Source organism: Streptomyces coelicoflavus, from assembly GCF_003112555.1.
Classification (GTDB): Bacteria; Actinomycetota; Actinomycetes; order Streptomycetales; family Streptomycetaceae; genus Streptomyces; species Streptomyces coelicoflavus.
This window is the reverse complement of the sequence record NZ_BEWB01000024.1, coordinates 1-19714: the sequence shown is the minus strand read 5'-3', so window position 1 is coordinate 19714 and position 19714 is coordinate 1. Positions and strand designations below refer to the sequence as shown.

12 protein-coding genes and 1 pseudogene are annotated in these 19714 nt (G+C 73.8%); 6 read left to right on the top strand and 7 right to left on the bottom strand.

What is annotated here, in order from left to right:
* From Sco07f_RS38540 to Sco07f_RS38520, 5 genes are all read right to left on the bottom strand, one after another.
* Window positions 1-2211: a bifunctional glycosyltransferase/CDP-glycerol:glycerophosphate glycerophosphotransferase gene (locus Sco07f_RS38540; RefSeq protein ID WP_108990678.1), complete on the bottom strand. Its 2211-nt coding sequence runs from the start codon at window positions 2209-2211 to the stop codon at window positions 1-3.
* Between the two features lie 147 nt (window positions 2212-2358).
* The gene (locus Sco07f_RS38535; protein WP_167468347.1) at window positions 2359-4644 is read right to left on the bottom strand and encodes a bifunctional glycosyltransferase/CDP-glycerol:glycerophosphate glycerophosphotransferase; all 2286 of its coding nucleotides are present in this window, start codon (window positions 4642-4644) and stop codon (window positions 2359-2361) included.
* Between the two features lie 166 nt (window positions 4645-4810).
* Window positions 4811-5731, bottom strand: a complete 921-nt coding sequence (locus Sco07f_RS38530; protein ID WP_087790721.1) for a carbohydrate ABC transporter permease — start codon at window positions 5729-5731, stop codon at window positions 4811-4813.
* Window positions 5728-7011: a carbohydrate ABC transporter permease gene (locus tag Sco07f_RS38525; protein WP_042826260.1), complete on the bottom strand. Its 1284-nt coding sequence runs from the start codon at window positions 7009-7011 to the stop codon at window positions 5728-5730. The genes Sco07f_RS38530 and Sco07f_RS38525 overlap by 4 nt, the downstream gene beginning before the upstream one ends.
* A gap of 76 nt (window positions 7012-7087) precedes the next feature.
* Complete coding sequence (locus Sco07f_RS38520) at window positions 7088-8482, bottom strand: ABC transporter substrate-binding protein (RefSeq protein WP_108990676.1); 1395 nt, start codon at window positions 8480-8482, stop codon at window positions 7088-7090.
* 215 nt (window positions 8483-8697) lie between these two features.
* Between Sco07f_RS38520 and Sco07f_RS38515 the strand changes: the two genes are divergently transcribed.
* Window positions 8698-9087, top strand: a complete 390-nt coding sequence (locus Sco07f_RS38515) for a VOC family protein (RefSeq protein ID WP_108990675.1) — start codon at window positions 8698-8700, stop codon at window positions 9085-9087.
* Window positions 9088-9165: 78 nt separating this feature from the next.
* Here the strand turns inward: Sco07f_RS38515 and Sco07f_RS38510 are convergent, their stop codons facing one another.
* Window positions 9166-12891, bottom strand: coding sequence for an FHA domain-containing protein (locus tag Sco07f_RS38510; RefSeq protein ID WP_108990674.1), 3726 nt, complete (start codon window positions 12889-12891; stop codon window positions 9166-9168).
* A 408-nt stretch (window positions 12892-13299) separates the two neighbouring features.
* On the opposite strand from Sco07f_RS38510, the gene Sco07f_RS38505 reads away from it, so the two are divergent.
* The 5 genes from Sco07f_RS38505 (at window position 13300) to Sco07f_RS38485 (ending at window position 19083) form a co-directional block, all read left to right on the top strand.
* Window positions 13300-14958 carry a serine/threonine-protein kinase gene (locus Sco07f_RS38505; RefSeq protein WP_087790725.1) on the top strand — a complete coding sequence of 553 codons (1659 nt, stop codon included), beginning with the start codon at window positions 13300-13302 and terminating at the stop codon, window positions 14956-14958.
* 115 nt (window positions 14959-15073) lie between these two features.
* Window positions 15074-16327: a serine/threonine-protein kinase gene (locus Sco07f_RS38500; protein WP_054100756.1), complete on the top strand. Its 1254-nt coding sequence runs from the start codon at window positions 15074-15076 to the stop codon at window positions 16325-16327.
* A 76-nt stretch (window positions 16328-16403) separates the two neighbouring features.
* On the top strand, window positions 16404-17510 hold the full coding sequence (gene prfB / locus Sco07f_RS38495) for a peptide chain release factor 2 (protein ID WP_030402050.1): 1107 nt from the start codon (window positions 16404-16406) through the stop codon (window positions 17508-17510).
* A 326-nt stretch (window positions 17511-17836) separates the two neighbouring features.
* A complete protein-coding gene (locus Sco07f_RS38490) occupies window positions 17837-18562 on the top strand; it encodes a hypothetical protein (protein ID WP_108990673.1) in 726 nt (241 codons plus the stop codon).
* 215 nt (window positions 18563-18777) lie between these two features.
* Window positions 18778-19083, top strand: coding sequence for a barstar family protein (locus tag Sco07f_RS38485; RefSeq protein WP_087792868.1), 306 nt, complete (start codon window positions 18778-18780; stop codon window positions 19081-19083).
* Here Sco07f_RS38485 and Sco07f_RS38480 read toward each other — a convergent pair.
* Window positions 19084-19714: pseudogene (locus Sco07f_RS38480) on the bottom strand (IS5 family transposase); the annotation flags it as partial. It lies immediately after the preceding gene.

The following is a 19714-nucleotide window of genomic DNA, read 5'->3' as shown; positions in this document are numbered from 1 at the left end:
TCAGCTCCTTACGAGGGTGGCGGCGGCGGGGGCCGGGACGCGCTCCGCGAGCGGGATCACCGGCGGCAGCGCCTCGGGCGGCTCGCCGAGCAGCACCCGGCGCACGACGCGCTCGGCGGCCCGGCCGTCGTCGAACTCGCAGAACCGCTCCCGGAACGCCGCCCGCAGCGCCGTGGACTCCGGGCCCGCGTAGGCGCCGTCGGCGAACACGCGGGCCAGTTCCTCCGGGGTGCGCGCCACCGGCCCGGGCGGGGCCGCCATGAGGTCGAAGTAGACGCCCCGGGTCTCCCGGTAGACGTCCCAGTCGTCGGCGTACACGACGATCGGGCGGTCCAGGTTGGCGTAGTCGAACATGATGGAGGAGTAGTCGGTGACCAGCACGTCCGCGGCCAGGCACACGTCCTCCGAGGAGCGGTGCGCGGTCACGTCGACGACCCGGCCGGTGCGGGCCCGCTTCCCGCCCCGGTCGTAGAAGTAGTGGGCGCGCAGCAGCACCACCACGTCCTCGCCGGCCGCCTCGCAGAACGCCTCCAGGTCCAGGCCGCCCGCGCCGAACCCGGTCTCGTAGTCCCGGTGGGTGGGCGCGTACAGAACCGCCGTCTTCCCCTCCGGGACGCCCAGTTCGCGCCGCACGCGGGCCACGTCCTCGGCGGTCGCCGTGCAGTAGACGTCGTTGCGCGGGTAGCCGTACTCGAGGTGCTCGTACGAGCCGGGGAAGGCGCGCTCCCACATCCGGGTGGAGTGCCGGTTGGCGGACAGGTTGTAGTCCCAGCGGTCCACGCGGGCGAGGAGCTTGGTGAAGCTGCCGGTGGCCGCCGCCACCACCGGGTACGGCGACTGGTCCACGCCCATCGTCTTCAGCGGCGTGCCGTGCTGCGTCTGCACGTGCACGCTGCCGGGGCGCTTGACCACGCCCTCGGCGAAGTTGGCGTTGTTCACGAGGTACTTGGCGCGGGCCAGCACCTCCCAGTACCGGTTGCTGCCGATGACGGCGTGCTCGACGCCCTCCGGCACGGTGTGCGCCTGGTCCGGCTCGACCAGGAACACCGACCTCAGGTGCGGGGCGAGTTCGCGGGCCCTGGCGTGGACCGCGGCCGGGTTGCAGGCGTAACCGCGGCCCCAGTAGGCGCAGTAGACGACGAGGTTCGGATCCAGCGGGCGGCGCAGGTGGCGGCGGTAGCGCAGCCGGGTGCGCAGTCCCCGCGGCCACGGCAGGCGGCGCAGGACGCCGGTCGCCACCCGGTTGGCGGCGCGCAGGCAGCGGAAGCCGGCGTACGACCCCGACGCCAGCAGCCGGTGCTGCACGCCGAGCCGCCCGCCCGGCGGCCGGAAGCCCGCGGGGCGGTGGCGCCGGTAGAGGCGGCCGGCCCGGCGGTAGAAGGCGCGGCGCCCGGGGCGGGTCAGGCGCCGGGGGTGGGTGGCCGTCTTCAGGACCGCCGCGAACAGCTGCTCGAACAGCGGACCGAGCCGCTCGGGCGGCAGGCCCCGCTCGGTGGCGTACGTGAGCGCCAGTTCGGCCTGGTCGAGCAGGTCCATGTGGTGCTCGCCGGGCAGGTTCAGCCGGTTGCCCTGGCGGCGCGCCCGGTGCCGGACGGCCACGGAGCGCAGCACCGCCACGCGCTCGGCGCGCACCGCGACGCGGGCGCCGAAGCCGACGTCCGTGAAGTGGCCGTCGGTGAAGTCCAGCCCGCGCTCGCCGAGGAAGGTGCGGCGGTGCACGGCGCTCCAGGCGGGCAGGTGCACACCGGTCAGGTGCGGGGCGCGGTCGGGGGCGAAGGCGCCGTCCGGGGTCTTCGCGAGCAGTGGGGCGGCCGGGTTGGTGGTCTCGCCCTCCCACCAGGGCACGCGCTCGTACTCGAAGTACAGGACGTCGACGCCGCCGGTGTCCGCGAGGCGTGCGTCGAGCGCCGCCAGCGCGCCCGGCACGAGGACGTCGTCGCCGTCGAGGAACAGCAGGTACGCGCCGGTCGCCGCCCGCATCCCGGTGTTGCGCGCGCCGGCCAGACCGGCCGACGGCGGCGAGTGCACGGGCGTCACCCGGGAGTCCCGCTCGGCGTGCTCCCCGGCGACGTCCGCCGCGGCGCAGTCCGGGCCGTCGCAGACCGGGATCAGCTCGAAGTCGCCGAAGGACTGGCCGAGGACCGAGTCCAGTGCCTGGGAGAGCCGCCCCGCGACCCCATGGGACGGGACGATGATGCTGAAGCGGGGCATGCTGCTCTTTCTCTTCCTTCGCTCGTGTGCCCTACAGGTCGTGGTGGCGGCCCGGCCGTCCCGTCGGCCGCCACGTGGGCGGCCGGGTCGGAGTGGGCCGCGACGACGAACTGCGGGACATGGGAACTCCCGTGGGGCAAACGGTGGTCAGAGGCTGTCGGTGACGGTGCGGGGCCCCGCGGGTTGCGGCACCGTCGCCAGCGGGGCGCGGGCGACGGCGGCCGCGGCCGAGGGCGCGGGGCGGCGCCCGGCGAGCGGCACGACCGGCGGCAGGTCCGTCTCGCCCAGCACGACGCGGCGTACGACGCGGTCGGCGGCGTGGCCGTCGTCGTACGGGCAGAACCGCTCGCGGAAGGCGGCCCGCAGCCGCGCGGCCCGGGCGCCGTGCCAGTCGCCGCTCGCGAAGACACCGATCAGCTCGTCCTCGTCCCGCGCGATCGCGCCCGGCGGGAAGGACCGCAGGTCGACGTAGGTGCCGCGGACCGCCTCGTACGCCTCCGGCTCGTCGGCGAGGAGCACGATCGGGCGGTCCAGGCCCGCGCAGTCGAACATCAGGGACGAGTAGTCGGTGACCAGGGCGTCCGCGGCCAGGCAGAGCGACTCCACGTGCGGGTGGTCGCTGACGTCCAGCACCCGGCCGCCGGAGGCGGTGAGCGGGCCGCCGTGGGCGGGGTGCGCGCGGGCCAGCACCGTGAAGCGCGGGCCGAGCCGGCGCACGACACGCTCCAGGTCCAGGGCGGACCGCTGGGTGCGCCGGTAGTCGCGGTGGGTGGGCGCGTACAGGATCGCCACCGTGCCCTCGGGGATGCCCAGGGTCTCGCGCAGCCGGGCCACGTCCGCCGCCGTCGCCCGCTGGAGGACGTCGGTGCGCGGCTGCCCGTACTCCAGGGTGGTCCAGCCGCCGGGGTGGACGCGTTCCCAGGTCAGGGTGGAGTGGCGGTTGGCGGAGACCACGTAGTCCCAGGTGTCGACCTCGCGCAGCAGCCCGGCGAAGTCGGTTCCGCGCGCGGCGCCCGGGCGCTCCTGGAGGTCCAGGCCCATGTGCTTGAGGGGCGTCCCGGCCTGCGTCTGCACCAGGACCTGGCCCCGGCGCCGGACCAGGTCCGGGCCGAAGGCCGCGTCGCACACCAGGTAGCGGGAACGGGCCAGGGCCGTCCGGTGGGCGGCCGTGCCGGGGGCCAGGCGCCGGGTGCCGGGCGGGACGGTGTGGTGGTGCACGGGGTCGGCGGCCCACGCCGTGCGCACGTGCGGCGCGAGACGGCGGAACGCCTCCTCCAGCGCGCCCGGGTCGCGGCCGTACCCCCGGTGGCCCTCGACGGCGAAGACGGCACGGTCGGCGCGGAGCGGGAGGCAGCGCTGGGCGCGGTAGTGCAGGCGGAGGGCGAGGGAGCGGGCGGTGCGCAGGAGCGCGCCCGTGCCCTCCGCCGTACGGCGGCGCAGGGCGGAGGCGAGCCGCAGGGCTCCGTAGGTGCGGCGCAGGCCCAGGCGGAGCAGGGCGTGGCGGAGGCGGACGGGCAGCGGGGCCCGGGCGCCGGGGACCCGGTAGCGGCGGCAGTGGACGCGGGCCCGGCGCAAGAACTCGGCGCGCAGATGGCGCGGGAGGCGGTCGGGGCGGGTGTACACCGTCGTCAGGTGGTCGGCCATGCGGCGGTACAGGAGCGGCCGCCAGCGGGCCAGTTCCTCGCGAGCCTCCGGGTGCGTCTCCCCGCGCGCGTCCAGGAACGCGAAGACGCGGTCGTACTGCGTGAACACGTCCAGGTGCCGCTCGCTCGGCGTGCCGAGGATGCTGCCCCGGCGGCGCTGCCGGTAGTGCACGCAGACCCGGTCCAGGGTGGCGAGGGACCCCGCCGTGATCAGGACCGGGTACGTCCACGGGGTGTCCTCGTAGTAGCCCGGCGGGAAGGCGAGGCCCTCGCGCTCGGCGAACTCCCGCCGCACCGCCTTGTTCCAGGCCACCATCAGCAGCTTCAGCAGTCCCGGCCGGTCGGTGAGCCGGAACGGCGCCGGGCCCTGCTCGGTGAGGTGCGCGGCGGCCTGGTTGCGGACCGTCTCGCCGGTCCAGTACGTGCGCGCGTAGTCGTAGACCAGGACGTCCGGCTCCCCGGTCTCCTTGATCCGGTCGGCGATGCTCCGCAGCGCGTGCGGGGTGAGGGTGTCGTCGCCGTCGAGGAAGACCAGGTAGTCGCCGCGCGCGCGTTCCGTCCCGGCGTTGCGGGCGGGGCCCAGGCCCTCGTTGCGCGGCAGGCGGACGACGCGGACCCGCGGGTCCAGGGCCGCGAACTCGTCGGCGATCGCCCCGCAGGCGTCCGGCGAGCAGTCGTCGACCACGATCACCTCGAAGTCCGGGTACGACTGGGCCAGCACCGACTCCAGGCACGCGTGCAGATACGCCTGCACCTGGTACGCGGGAACGATGACACTGAACCGGGGCACGGGGACATCCATGGGTCGGCGGGATCGACGCGGGCGTACTGCCCGGCAACGGCCGCCGGAACGACTTGGTTACGGCTCCTGCGGCATTCGGGGGACGTGGTGCCCGTACGGATGAGGGGGCGGACCGGAGACCGGCCCGCCCCCTCAAGGGTGGTTTCCCGTGGCGCTACTTGACGGCGCCCGCCATGACGCCGGAGACGAACTGCCGCTGGAACGCGAAGAACACGGCCAGCGGGATCACCATGGAGATGAACGCCCCCGGTGCCAGCACGTCGATGTTGTTGCCGAACTGCCGTACCTGGGTCTGAAGCGCGACCGTGATCGGCTGGCTCCCGGAGTCCGAGAAGATCAGCGCGACCAGCATGTCGTTCCACACCCACAGGAACTGGAAGATGCCGAGGCTCGCGATCGCGGGCCCGCCGAGCGGCATCACCACCCGTGCGAACAGCCGCAGTTCGCCCGCGCCGTCCAGGCGGGCCGCCTCCAGCAGCTCCCTCGGGATCTCCGCGAAGAAGTTCCGCAGCAGGAACACCGCGAAGGGCAGGCCGAAACCGACGTGGAAGAGGATCACGCCGAGGATCGAACCGAACAGGCCGATCTTGCCGAAGAGTTCGGCGATCGGGATGAGGGCGACCTGCACGGGCACGACGAGCAGGCCGACCACCGCCAGGAACCACCAGTCGCGGCCCGGGAAGTCCATCCACGCGAAGGCGTACCCGGCCAGCGCCCCGATGACCACGACCAGGACGGTCGCGGGGACGGTGATCAGCGCGGTGTTGAGGAGGGACGACGTGATGTCGCCGTTCTTCAGCAGCTCCTCGTAGCTCTGGAAGGTCAGCCGGGACGGCTCGGTGAAGACCTTCCACCAGCCGCTCGCCGCCATGTCCTGGGGCGTGCGCAGCGAGGACAGCAGCAGCCCGATCGTCGGGACCAGCCAGAACAGCCCCACCACGATCAGGAACACCCGGACGAGCCCGCCGCTGACGACCTCCGCGAGCCGGGACCCGAGGGACTGCTTCGCCTTGACGGTCCTCCCGGGTGCCGTCGTCGTGGTGGCCGGGGTGAGGGAACCCGCGTCCGCGGTCATCGCCGCACCTCCCGCCGAAGTCGCCGTACGTTGAACCACATCACCGGGACGACCAGGAGCAGCAGGAACACCGCGATGGCGCTGGCGACGCCCGGCTGGTCCGAGGCGAAGCCCTTGCGGTACAGCTCCAGGGCGAGCACGTTCGCGTCGTCCTGGGAGGAGCCCGGGGCGATGATGAAGACCAGGTCGAAGACCTTCAGCACGTTGATCATCAGGGTGACGACGACGACCGCGAGGACCGGTGCCAGGAGCGGCACCGTGACCCGTCTGAAGACCTGCCACTCGTTGGCGCCGTCCACCCGGGCCGCCTCCAGGAGCTCCCGGGGCATGCCGGCCAGCCCCGCCGCGATCAGCACCATCGCGAAGCCCGCCCACATCCACACGTACGATCCGATGATCGCCGGGGTGACGAGGGAGGGGCCGAGCCAGTTCAGGCCGTTGTACGGCTCCTTGAAGTTGTCGGCGGGCAGTCTGAGCAGCGCCCCGTCGGCCGCCGCGGGCAGCGTGAAGGTGCCGTCCCCGGCCGCCGTGGCCGTCGCCACGACCTCGCCGTCCTTGACCGCCTCGATCTTCATCCCGGCGTAGCCCAGCTCGGCCGCGTCGACGCCGCCGAGCTTGCCGACGCCCTTGCCGCGGGTGAAGTCCTGCCAGGTGGTGCCGGTGACCTTCCCGTCCGCGGGCTCGGCGGTCGCGGCCTTCTTCGCGCCGTCGGGCATCAGGTCGGGGGCCACGCCCACCAGCGGCAGGGCGACGGGGGTGCCCGCGCCGACCGGCTGCTTGGTGATGAACGCGCCGCCGCCCGCTGGCTTCAGCGGCGAGTCACGCCCCGGGTGCGCCTTCGGGAACGCGGACGACTCGGCGAACGTGTCGTGCACCCCGACCCACACCGCGTTGGCGACGCCCTTGTCCGGGTCCTGGTCGTACACCAGGCGGAAGATGATGCCCGCCGCGAGCATCGAGATCGCCATCGGCATGAAGACGACCAGTTTGAACGCCGTGCCCCAGCGGATGCGTTCGGTCAGCACCGCGAAGATCAGGCCGAGCGCGGTGGCGACCGTGGGCGCGAACACCACCCAGATGACGTTGTTCTTCAGGGCGGTGCGGATGCCGTCGTCGGTGAACAGCGTCTCGTAGTTGTCGAACCCGGCGAAGGAGTCGCCGGACTGGTCGTAGAAGCTGCGGATCAGCGAGTACCCGATCGGGTAGACCACGAGCGCGCCGAGCAGCACCAGGGCGGGCAGCAGGAACAGCACCACCACGGACTTCCGGGTGCCGGTCACGCTCCTGCGCGACTTGGGTGACTTGGGGACGGCGGGGCCCCGTGAGGCTCCCGCCGCCGTCGCCGACGTCATCGCGTCAGCCTCCGTAGGCGGCGGCCGCGTCCGCCTCCAGCTTCGCCTGGGCGCCCGCGACGTCCTTCGGGTTCTTCAGGAAGTCCTGCAACGTCTTCCACTCGCCCTTGCCGGGGGTGCCGCCGAAGGCCTGCGGGGCCTGGTCCGACATGTCGAAGCGGAAGTCGTCACCGGCCGCGACCAGCGCCTCGGCGATCTTCTTCTGCACGTCGTTCGGGTACACCGACGCATCGACGCTCTTGTTGGGCGAGAGGAACCCGCCGAGCTTCGCCTGGATCGCCGCGGCGTCCGGCGAGGCCAGCCAGGTGGCCAGCGCCTGGGACGCCTCGGAGTCCTTGAAGACCACGGCCGCGTCGCCGCCGGACACCACCGGCGCGGTGTCGCCCACGGCCGGGAACGGGAACACCTTCGCTTCCGTGCCGACCTTCGCCTTCGTCTCGGCGATGTTGACCTGGACGAAGTCGCCCTCGTAGACCATGCCCGCCTTGGGCTGCTCGCCGCCGGTGAAGGTCTGCGTCACCGAGGCCGGGAACTCCGTCTGGAGCGCGCCGGACGCGCCGCCCGCGACGAAGTCCTTCTTGCCCCAGATCTCCGCGAGCGTGGTGAGGGCGTCCTTCACGGACGGGTCCGTCCACTTGATCTCGTGCTGGGCGAGCTGGTCGTACTTCTCCGGACCCGCCTGCGAGAGGTAGACGTTCTCGAACCAGTCGGTGAGCGTCCAGCCGTCCGCGCCGCCCACCGAGAACGGGGTGACGCCCGAGTCGTAGATCATCTGGGCGGTGTTGAGCAGCTCGTCCCAGGTCTTGGGCTCGGCGGCGCCCGCGTTCTCGAAGACCTGGGCGTTGTACCAGATGAGCGACTTGTTGGCGGCCTTGTAGTACACGCCGTACTGCTTGCCGTCGACCTTGCCGATGTCCTGCCAGCCCTGCGAGTAGTTCTCGCCCAGCTCCTTGGTCGCCTCGGCGCCCAGCGGCTTGGCCCATCCCTTCTCGACGGCCTGCTTGATGGCGCCGGGCTGCGGGAGCATCGCCACGTCCGGCGGGGCGCCGCCCGCGATCTTCGAGCCGAGGAAGTTGATGATCGGGTCCTGGGCGGGCACGAAGGTCACCTTGGCGCCGGTGCGCTTCTCGAACTCGGCGAGGACCTTCTTGAAGTTCTCCTGCTCGGTGCCGGTCCAGACGGCGGCGACCTCCAGGCTCTCGCCGTCCAGCTTCGGCAGGGTGACGGTGGAGGCCGGCTGCTTGCTCGCGCCGCCCTTGTCGCCGTCGTCACCGCCGCCGTTGTCGTCGCCGCCGCACGCGGTGAGCGAGAGGGCGAGTGCTGCCACGGCGAGGGTGGCGGCGGCGCGGGTGGTCCTCTTGACGGTTCTGCCTGTCCGGATGGTGCTGCTCATGCGCATCACTGCCCCGTTCTTCGTTCGTCGTCGAACGCTCGGCGCTGTCCCGTGCGCTCTGGTGTACGCCAGGGGGGTGAGGGCGGCAAGGGCGCGTCCGCGGCCAACCGGGGTTTCGTGACCGCGTCGTGACCGTGATCAGGAGCCGCCGGGGTCGAAGGGGCTGTCGGACGGCGGCATGGTCAATACTCCGAGTTCCGTCCGCACCATCTGGGAGAGTCGTGACAAGTAGGTTCACCGAGCTGACCGTTGACTGCCACGATCCGGAGAGGCTCGCCGCCTTCTGGTGCGAGGTCCTGGGCTTCGAGGCGATCGACCGGAGCGAGGGCAAGGTCGAGATCGGCTCCTGGGTGCCGACCGTCGAGGATGTTCGGGCCCGCCAGATGCCGCCCACCCTGCTGTTCATCCGGGTGCCCGAGGGAAAGACCGTGAAGAACCGGCTTCACCTCGACGTCAGCCCGATCGACGGCAGCACCGAGGACGAGGTCAGCAGATTGCTCGGCCTCGGCGCCACCAGGACGGACGTGGGTCAGGGTGCGGACCGGACCTGGGTGGTCATGGCAGACCCCGAGGGCAACGAGTTCTGCGTCCTGCGCACCCTGGCACCGTAGAACCGGGCCGCGGGCGGACGGCCGTACCGCGTGCCCGCCCCGTCCCGTCGCGGGGCCCCTGCCGAAACCAAACGCGGGTCAAAGGAGCGACGGGACCTCCGCCGCCGAGACCTCGCGGGCCGCCCGGTCCAGGGCGCTGGCCAGCAGGGCCAGGTCGGTGGGGCCGTTGCCCAGTTCGCGTACGGGGCGGCGGGTGGGCGGGTCGCCCATGCGGTGCCACTCCAGGGGGACGACCGTGGGGCGCAGGGTCGCCGTGCGCGGGATGCGGCCCGTGACCCGGCCGCCCTGGAAGGCGGTGGTGCGGCCGTCGGGGTGGGCCAGCCGGCCGCGTCCGGGCGTCGGTTCGTCCGGGCCCGGCACGGGCGCGTCCAGGGTGACGCGCAGGGTCGCGCGCAGGGCGGGCTCCGTACTCTCCGTGCGGCCGCCGGGGGCGGTGGCGGCCACCAGGTGGACGCCGAGCCGCTCGCCCTCCCGCGCGACGGCCTCCAGGGCCCGCATCACCGACCCCGCGGCCGGGCGCCCCGGGGAACCGAGCGGGGGAGCGACGAGGGCGTCGAGGTCGTCGACGACCACGACCAGGCGGGGGAGCGGCGGGACGGGCGCCGTCCGGCGGCGTGCCGCGGCCGGGCGCAGTCGGAGGGTGGAGCTGGGCGGGGACTCGACGTCCCCGGAGCCGGAGCCGGAGCCGGAGCCGGAGCCGGAGCCGGTGTCCGAGGCCGGCGCCGGTCCGGGCGGCGTCGGGGTGCGCTGGGCGACCAGCCGCCCCGACACCTCGCGCCCGGTGTGCCACTCGGCGAAGTCCGACCGCCCGAGCAGCTCGGCGCGCCGCTTCAGCTCGGCGCTCAGGGACTGGGCGAACTCCCGCATCCGCACCGGGTCGTTGGCGGTGAGGTGGGTGGTGACGTGCGGTACGTCCGTGCACACGCGCAGACCCTCGCCGTGGGCGCCGCCGGAACTCACGCTGTCCTGGCCGTCCATGAGGACGATGCCGAGCCGGTCGGGGCGTTCGGCCGAGGCGAGCGAGGCGACCAGCGCCCGCAGCAGCTCGGTGCGGCCGCTGCCGGGCGGGCCCTCGATCAGCAGGTGCGGTCCCTCGGCGACCAGGTCGGCCGGGACGGGACCGCGCGGACCGGCGCCCAGCACCGCCTGTGCGCGTCCCCCGAGGGACGACGTGTCGTCGGCCGCGGCGGCCCAGCGGGCCATCAGGGAGGCGGGGGTGGCGCGGGCCAGGCCCAGTTCGTCCAGGAGCCGGGCCGTCCGGGGGAGCGGTGCGGACACGCGCGCGTGGTGCTCGCCGCCGGTGGTGGAGACGTCGGTGCGCAGCGGGGCCAGGGCGCGCGCGAAGCGCTCGGCCCAGGGCAGGGAGACGGCGTCCAGCGTGCCGAGGGTGCCGTGACCGACCGGGCCGGCGGGAGCGGACGGGGCGCCCGCCTCCTGTCCGGTGTCCGTGCCGGCGCCGGTGCCCGTGCGGGCGACGCGCAGCAGCCGCAGGGTCGTCGCCACGTCGCCGCTGAGCAGCGCCACGGCACCGCACTCCCGGAACACCGGCGCCACCGCGCAGGCCGCCTCGTACGTCCGTGTCACCGGGGACGTGGGGGAGGCGGGGGCGGTCTCGGCGAGACACACGACGTGGATCCCGGCCCGGGGGCCCTCCAGGGCCAGCCGCGTCACCGCCTCGCGCACGTCGGCACCGCCGGGGTCCCCGTCCACGACGACCACGGTGAACGGGCCGGAGAAGCCGTCGGCCGGGTCGGTCCCCTCGCCGGGGCGAGCCCGGGAGGGCTGCCGCCGGGCGGTCTCCGTGGCCGGGGTGGCCGGGTCCGGGTCCGTGGGCGCTTGCGGGGAGTGCGCTCCGGACCGGGCCTCGTCCGCGAGGCGGTCGTCCAGGCGGCGCAGGAGTTCGAGGGCGCGGGCCGTGGCCTGTTCGCGGTCGTGGGCGAGCAGCAGGCGGCAGTCCTGGCCGTGTCCCGGGCGCACCTGCGGCAGCCAGCCGAGCCAGGACCACTCGGCGTTCCGCTCGGCGAGCGGACGGGAGCGGTCCGCGCTGATCAGAACGATCTCCAGGGCATCGGCCGAGTGCAGCGCGGCGAGCTGGGCCAGCACCGAGCGGGCCAGCCCGGTGAGCCGCTCGCGCGGGCCCGCGAGGCCGAGCGCGCCGACCTCGCGCAGGTCGGCGGTCACCGGCACCGCCGGCAGCGGGACGTCACCGCCCGGCGCCATCCGGTCGGCCGTGCCGAGCCGTACGGTGAGCGCCTCCGGGTGGTCCGGGCCGCGCTCCCACAGCCGGGGCCCCGGTCCCAGCGCCGTCAGCAGCAGTGAGGCGGGGTCCGGCCAGGTCTCCGGGGCGCGCGAGGTGCCGGACGGGGCCGCCGGTGCCGGTCGGGCCGCCACGTCGTCGTACGCGTGGGCGTCGGACGCGCCGGTCTCCGGAGCGACTGCGCGCCCGCCGGTCAGTCGCCGCGCCCACGCACCTATCCCGCCGCGCCGGCGCACCTCCTGCGGCGCTTCGGTCCCGCGCAGGGGGGTCCCTTTGCGCCCGGTGCGGGAAGCGCCGGCGCCGAGGGCGCCGGGGTCGTACGCGCCTGGGCCGTACGCGTCCCCACCGGTCGCGCCGGTGTCGTACGCGCCACTGTCCCGGGCGCTCGTGCCGTACGCGCCCGGCGTGGACGGCCCGGTGCCGTGCGCGTCCTCGTCGGGCGGGCCCGGAGCGCGGTACCCGCCCGCTCCCGGTCCGCCGGCCGGATACGCCCCCACGCCCCCCGTGCCGCCGTGCGTCTCGCCTCCCGCGGGGGACTGCCGGGGCAGGCCCGCCACGGGGCCGGTGCCGTGGCTCTCGATGCGGGGTGCGCCGCCCTGGCCCGGGACCTGCGGCGGCTCGACGGGCGCGGCGCCCCTGCCGTCCGCCGACGTGCCGTACGCATGGTGGGTACGTCCGCCGGGCCGGGCCGTGCCGTCCGCCCCGGTGCCGTGGCCCGTGGGGCCGGGTGCGGCACCGCCCGTCCCACCGGACCCGCGCGGGTCGCCCTCCGCCCCGTCGGCCACGCGCGCGTGGGCCACCGCGTCACCGTCCCCGCCGCCCGACGCGGGCGTCCGGTGCCCGGACAGCCGTACGTGTCCCTCCCCGTCCGGTGTCGTCGCGACCCGCGCCTCCGCCGCCGGCGGCACCGGCACGAGCCGCAGGGCCGACTCGCCGATCCGCAGCAGCGCGCCCGGCGCGAAGCGGACCGGACGGCCGCCCACGCGGGCGCCGTCCAGGGTGGTGCCGTTGGTGGAGCCGAGGTCGGCGACCGAGACGCGGGCGTCGGGACCGACGGTGACCGCGCAGTGCATGCGGGAGACGTCCGGGTCGTCGAGCGCGACGTCGGCGTCGGCGGAGCGGCCGAGCCGGATCTGGCCGCCGTGCAGGAGGTGGACGCCGCCCGCGTCGGGGCCCGCGACCACGTGGAGCTGGGCCGGGACGTCCGCCGGCTCGGCGTGCGGGTCGGGCTCGCCCGGGGCGCCGAGGCAGAGCACGGCACCGTCGATCAGCGGGGGCTCGCCCAGGGTGCTGCGCTGGGCGTCGAGGCGCTGCGCGCCCGCGTACAGCACCACCTGGCCGGAGCCCGCGCCCTCGCCGGGGAGCGTGGCGGCCAGTGCGGAGGCGACCGCGGCCAGGGCCGTGCCGGCCGGTGCGGTGACGAGTACGTCACAGCGGGCGGGGCGGCTCTCCACCGCAGCGGCCCCGGCAGCCGGAGCGGTCGGGGCGGCGGGAGCAGCCGAGGCATGCGGGCCCAGCGGGTCTACGACGGTCAGCCGGATCTGCATCGCCGTAAGCGGTCCCTTCGCGCGGGCGCACGCACGCCGGGACGGAAGCCGCCACCACGGTCCCCCACCGCGGACTTCCCCCACCGTCACACGAGCACGTCGGCCAGTACTGCACGCATCCTCGCACCTGCCACTGACAACGCGCCCGCCGCCCGCCGTCAAATGATCTTGATTGGTCGGCTCTGCCCCCAAAAATGCCTGACGGGTGCCCCGCGGATGACCGAATGCCGTCCGCTTGGGATCGGTCGCGAACGGGCAGCGGCAACCAAGGGACCGGGTCGCGCGTCTTTCCTTCGAACGTGGTCCGGAGGCGGCATTACAGTTGGGGTCCGACTGGGACCCGCCGTCGACCGACCGCTTCTGCGACAGTGGGTCCGAACAGCCAGCAAGCAACTAGGAGCGCATGACGTGCGGCCCGTCGGCAGCAAGTACCTCCTCGAGGAGCCCCTCGGCCGCGGCGCCACGGGCACCGTCTGGCGGGCCCGCCAGCGCGAGACCGCGGGCGCCGAGGCGGCCGTGGCCGGACAGCCCGGCGAGACCGTCGCGATCAAGGTCCTCAAGGAAGAGCTGGCGAGCGACGCCGACATCGTGATGCGCTTCCTGCGCGAACGTTCCGTCCTGCTCCGGCTCACCCACCCCAACATCGTCCGGGTCCGCGACCTGGTCGTCGAGGGCGAGCTGCTGGCCCTCGTCATGGATCTCGTCGACGGCCCCGACCTCCACCGCTATCTGCGGGAAAACGGGCCGCTCACCCCGGTTGCGGCGGCCCTGCTCACCGCGCAGATCGCCGACGCACTGGCCGCGAGCCACGCCGACGGCGTCGTCCACCGCGACCTGAAGCCGGCCAACGTCCTGCTGAAGCAGACCGGCGGCGAGATGCACCCGATGCTCACCGACTTCGGCATCGCCCGTCTCGCCGACTCGCCCGGCCTCACCCGCACCCACGAGTTCGTCGGCACGCCCGCGTACGTCGCGCCGGAGTCCGCCGAGGGCCGCCCGCAGACCTCCGCCGTCGACGTGTACGGCGCCGGCATCCTGCTGTACGAGCTGGTCACCGGCCGGCCCCCGTTCGGCGGCGGCTCCGCCCTCGAGGTGCTGCACCAGCACCTGAGCGCCGAACCGCGCCGCCCCTCCACCGTCCCCGACCCGCTGTGGACGGTCATCGAGCGCTGCCTGCGCAAGAACCCGGACGAGCGCCCCAGCGCCGAGAACCTCGCCCGCGGCCTGCGCGTCGTCGCCGAGGGCATCGGCGTGCACGCGAACAGCGCGCAGATCGGCGCCGCCGAGAGCGTGGGCGTGCTCCTCGCCCCCGACCCGGCGCCCGCGCAGGTCCCCGGCAGCCCCGACGGCGGCTACGACCCGAACGGCGCGACCAGCGTCCTGCCGCACACCGGAGGCCCGGCCGGCGCCGCCGACCCCACCGCCGTGCTCCCGAACACCGGGGCCGCCGACCCGACCGCCGTCATGCCGCCCGTGCCGCCGGGCGGGCCGGGTGCCCCGGGGCAGGGCGGGCCCGAGGACCCGCACCCCTGGCAGAACCAGCTGCGCGCCGCCCGCGACCGCAACGAGCAGACGCAGGTCCAGTACCTCGACCCCAACCAGGACCCGCTGCGCCGCCGCCCCCAGCGGCAGGTCTCCCGTCCGCCGCAGCAGGCCCCGCAGGGCCCGCCGCCCCAGCAGCCCGGCTACGGCTACCCGCAGCAGCAACAGCCGCAGCGGTACGCCACCCCGCAGCCCCAGGCCCCGCAGCCGCAACGGCCCCAGCCGCAGCGGTACGCCCCGCCGCCCGTGCCCGAGCCGCAGCAGCCCCGGCGTGAGCCCAGGCCGCCGCGGCAGCGCAGCGCCAACCCCATGCGCATCCCCGGCCTCGGCTGCCTCAAGGGGTGCCTGGTCACGATCGTCGTCCTCTTCGTGGCCGGCTGGCTCGTCTGGGAGCTGAGCCCGCTCCAGGACTGGATCGGCACGGGCAAGGGGTACTGGGCGCAGCTCAGCGACTGGTTCACCACCGTGACCGACTGGATCGGGGACCTGGGCGGCTCCGGCGGCGGAAGCTCCACCGGCGGCTGAGCCGGGCCGAGTCTGGAGACTTGTCGACATCCGGAGGGTGATTTCCGCCTCCGCGGTGAAGGTCGGCTCCTCAGGCGCGTACTTTTAGGCGCAACACGCGTCGGTAGGAGCAGTCTTGGCACGGAAGATCGGCAGCCGGTACACCGCCCACCAGATCCTCGGGCGGGGCAGCGCCGGCACGGTGTGGCTGGGCGAGGGTCCCGACGGACCCGTCGCGATCAAGCTGCTGCGCGAGGACCTGGCGTCCGACCAGGAACTCGTCTCCCGCTTCGTGCAGGAGCGCACCGCCCTGCTCGGCCTGGAGCACCCGCACGTCGTCTCCGTGCGCGACCTGGTGGTCGACGGCAACGACCTCGCGCTGGTCATGGACCTGGTCCGCGGCACCGACCTGCGCACCCGCCTCGACCGGGAGCGGCGCCTGGCGCCCGAGGCCGCGGTGGCCGTCGTCGCCGACGTGGCCGACGGGCTGGCCGCGGCCCACGCCGCCGGGGTCGTGCACCGCGACGTCAAGCCCGAGAACGTGCTGCTCGACATGCAGGGCCCGCTCGGCCCCGGCGGCTCGCACCCGGCGCTGCTGACGGACTTCGGGGTGGCCAAGCTCATCGACACCCCGCGCCGCACCCGCGCCACGAAGATCATCGGCACGCCCGACTACCTGGCCCCCGAGATCGTCGAGGGCCTGCCCCCGCGCGCGGCGGTCGACATCTACGCGCTCGCCACGGTCCTGTACGAGCTGCTGGCCGGCTTCACGCCGTTCGGCGGCGGCCACCCCGGCGCGGTACTGCGCCGCCACGTGACCGAGACGGTCGTCCCGCTCCCCGGCATCCCGGACGAGCTGTGGCAGCTCCTCGTCCAGTGTCTCGCCAAGGCCCCGGCCTCCCGGCTGCGCGCCTCCGAGCTGAGCGCCCGGCTGCGCGAGCTGCTGCCGATGCTCGTCGGCATGGGCCCGCTGGACGTCGACGAGCCCGACGCCGAGCAGCAGGAGGACGGCCCCGACGAGTCCCCGGCGTCCCCGGCCGCTCCCGCGTCCGCCGCGGAGCCCGTCCGGCGCCGGGGCGCGGTGCCCCTGGTGCCGGGGGCCAAGCCGGCCGACTCCAACCGCGACACCCACACCTCGATGCGCGTCCCCGCCCCGGACGAGCTGGCCGGCGGTGCCCGCGGCACCGCACGCGCCCCGCGCGCCTCGGGCGCCCCGCGCCCCGGCTCGGCCCGCAACCGCGCCGCCGCGCGCCGGCGCCGCATCGCCGTGAGCGCGGGCGCGGTCGCCCTGGTGGCCGCGGTCGGCGTCGGTACGTGGCTGGCCACGGGCGGTGACGAGGAGGGCGGCGGCCCCCAGGACACGCGGAACTCGGCACCGGCCGCTCCCTGAGCCCCGGACCGCCGCCGGCGTCCGCGCCCGGACCCGCCCGGCGTGGACCGGTGGACGGAGCCGTTACGCTGGATGCGTGGCAGTCGTCGATGTATCCGAAGAGCTGAAGTCCCTCTCCTCGACCATGGAGTCGATCGAGGCCGTCCTGGACCTCGACAAGTTGAGGGCAGACATCGCCGTGCTCGAGGAGCAGGCGGCCGCGCCCTCCCTGTGGGACGACCCCGAGGCGGCGCAGAAGATCACGAGCAAGCTCTCCCACCTCCAGGCCGAGGTGCGGAAGGCCGAGGCCCTGCGCGGCCGGATCGACGATCTCGGCGTGCTCTTCGAGATGGCCGAGGAGGAGGACGACCCGGACACCCGTGCCGAGGCCGAGTCCGAGCTCGCGGCCGTCCGCAAGGCGCTGGACGAGATGGAGGTCCGCACCCTGCTCTCGGGCGAGTACGACGCGCGCGAGGCGCTCGTCAACATCCGCGCCGAGGCGGGTGGCGTGGACGCCGCCGACTTCGCCGAGAAGCTCCAGCGCATGTACCTGCGCTGGGCCGAGCAGCACGGCTACAAGACCGAGGTCTACGAGACGTCGTACGCGGAAGAGGCCGGCATCAAGTCGACCACCTTCGCCGTGCAGTCGCCGTACGCCTACGGCACCCTCTCCGTCGAGCAGGGCACCCACCGGCTGGTGCGCATCTCGCCCTTCGACAACCAGGGGCGCCGCCAGACCTCCTTCGCGGGCGTCGAGATCCTGCCCGTGGTCGAGCAGACCGACCACATCGAGATCGACGAGTCCGAGCTGCGCGTGGACGTGTACCGGTCCTCCGGCCCCGGCGGCCAGGGCGTCAACACCACCGACTCGGCGGTGCGCCTGACCCACATCCCCACCGGCATCGTCGTCTCGTGCCAGAACGAGCGCTCGCAGATCCAGAACAAGGCCACCGCCATGAACGTCCTCCAGGCCAAGCTCCTGGAGCGGCGCCGCCAGGAGGAGCAGGCCAAGATGGACGCCCTCAAGGGCGACGGGGGCAACTCCTGGGGCAACCAGATGCGTTCGTACGTGCTGCACCCGTACCAGATGGTCAAGGACCTGCGCACGGAGCACGAAGTGGGCAACCCCGAGGCCGTGTTCAACGGCGAGATCGACGGCTTCCTCGAGGCCGGTATTCGCTGGCGCAAGCAGCGGGAGAAGTAACGGCAATCGGAATCGCCGCTTTGTCGACAAGGCAACTGCCGCTCTTCGGGCGGCAGTTGCCTTTTGTCTGCCCGCTGTTCGCCGGTGATGTCTGGGTTTTGCATCACACTCACACCCTTTGTGTCCGGCATACGTCCCTTACCTGGACATCGCGTACGCAATGGCCTTGACGTTGCTTTGAACATTCGGAATGGTGAGGCGCGGCATGCGTATTTCTGGGGCGCATGTGAACCGGGGGGCTCGAGCACACACGCAGCCGCCCCCCGTCGATCACGGCCCCCGAGTGCGGCCTCACCGACTAATCGGCTACTGGGGGTAGCAACTACATGACGAAGAAGACGCGCATCCGTGTCGCGCGCATCGCGGCCGGCGCAGTGATCGCGGCCGGCGCCTCGCTGACCGCCGCCGGCGCCGCCTCGGCGCTCGAGATCGGCGTCAGCGCGGACTCCAGCGGTGTCGGCCTGGGTGTGAGCCTCGGCGACGACGACGAGCCCACGGACCCGCCCACCATCCCGACGGACCCGAACGAGCCGACGGACGAGCCCACGGTTCCCACGGACCCGACGGACGACCCGACCGTCCCGACGGACCCGACGGACGACCCCACGGTTCCCACGGACCCGACGGACGACCCGACCGTCCCGACGGACCCCACGGACGACCCCACGGATCCCACGGACCCGACCGACCCGGGCACCACCGACCCGACGAACCCGACCGACCCGGGTAACGGCGGCGACAACGGCAACGGTGGCGACAACGGAAACGGCAACGGCGGCGGCAACGGTGGTGGCGGCGACAACACCTCCCCCGACGGCGGCGGCAACGACAACGTCACCCAGGACCAGGGCTCCTCGGCCCTGACCGACACCGGCGAGCAGGCTCCGGCCTCCTCCAACAACGCCGCTCAGGGTGACGGCAAGGAGCTCGCCGAGACCGGTGCAGCGGAGACCACGTTCCTGCTGGTCGGCGCCGCGACGATGATCGCCGGCGGCATCGGCTTCCGCTTCCTGCCGCGTCTGATGAACGGCCGCGGCGGCGCTGCTGCCTGACGGTAGCCGTCCGCGTACGCACCGCGCACGCAGGCGAAGGGGCCCGGAGCTTCACCGCTCCGGGCCCCTTCCGCGTCTTCCGTGTCGTGGCCCACGTGGCCGCCTCCTGAGGGCGCCCGAGGGCCGCTACCGGCGGGTCAGGCGGCCTGCTGGGCCAGCGGTCCTGTCTCTTTGGAGGTCTGACGCCTTGGATGAGGGCCGATTACTCTGTCGTGATGGCCAAGAGGATTGAGTCGGAGCTGGTGGTTGACCTGCGGGGTAGGTCGATCGAGATGCTCGATGACTTCTGGGACGCCGTGGCTGAGCCTTGCGGACTGCCGGAGTGGTTTGGCCGGAACACGGAAGCCTGGCGGGACACCATCCAGACGCGGGGCATCTCCGAGGTCATCGACAGCTATGACGTCCTGGTCGTGCACGTGGACAAACGAGGAGTCTTCGCGGCCCGGAACCGCGAAGCTCGAGCCCTGCGAAGCGTCTTTTCAGGGAGGCAGTCGCGTCTGGTCGTGCACGAGCTGCTCTGATCACCGCGTCGAGCGGGACCAGATCAGGATGGCCGCCAAGTGCAAAGCAGCCTCGTAGGCCAGGGCAAGCTTGTCCGTGCGCATCGCCAGACCACGCCACTGCTTCAAGCGGCTGATGCACCGTTCGACGGTGTTGCGCTGCTTGTACGCCTCCGCGTCGAAGCCTGGTGGCCGGCCTCCGGCTCGCCCTCTCCGCAGGCGGTGTCCGACCTGGTCGGCAGGCTGCGGGATGACGGCGCGGATGCCTCGCCGTCGGAGATGGCTACGGATCGCGCGGGAAGAATAGGCGCGATCCGCGAGGACGGTCTCCGGTCGAGTCCGGGGCCTGCCGAGTCCGCGTCGCGGGACGCGGATTCTCGCCATGACGGCCTCGAATGCCGGAGCATCACCCGCCTGACCAGCGGTGACGTAGAGGGCCAACGGCCGTGCCCGGTTATCGCTGGCCAGATGTACCTTCGTACTCAGGCCGCCACGAGAACGTCCGAGTGCGTGATCGTCGGGTTCCGACCGTCGCGCAGCCCCCTTTTCACGGCCCCAGCCGCGTGCTGATGGGCCCGGCAGATGGTGGAGTCCAGCGAGACCGTCCACTCCACGTCGTCATCCGCGTCGGCGGTGGCCAGGACTGCGGCCA

Coding starts and splice junctions, on each gene's coding strand:
- Sco07f_RS38490 (WP_108990673.1), top strand. CDS start 17,837: ATGACGAAGAAGACGCGCATCCGTGTCGCGCGCATCGCGGCCGGCGCA.
- Sco07f_RS38540 (WP_108990678.1), bottom strand. CDS start 2,211: ATGCCCCGCTTCAGCATCATCGTCCCGTCCCATGGGGTCGCGGGGCGG.
- Sco07f_RS38485 (WP_087792868.1), top strand. CDS start 18,778: ATGGCCAAGAGGATTGAGTCGGAGCTGGTGGTTGACCTGCGGGGTAGG.
- Sco07f_RS38520 (WP_108990676.1), bottom strand. CDS start 8,482: ATGCGCATGAGCAGCACCATCCGGACAGGCAGAACCGTCAAGAGGACC.
- Sco07f_RS38530 (WP_087790721.1), bottom strand. CDS start 5,731: ATGACCGCGGACGCGGGTTCCCTCACCCCGGCCACCACGACGACGGCA.
- Sco07f_RS38510 (WP_108990674.1), bottom strand. CDS start 12,891: ATGCAGATCCGGCTGACCGTCGTAGACCCGCTGGGCCCGCATGCCTCG.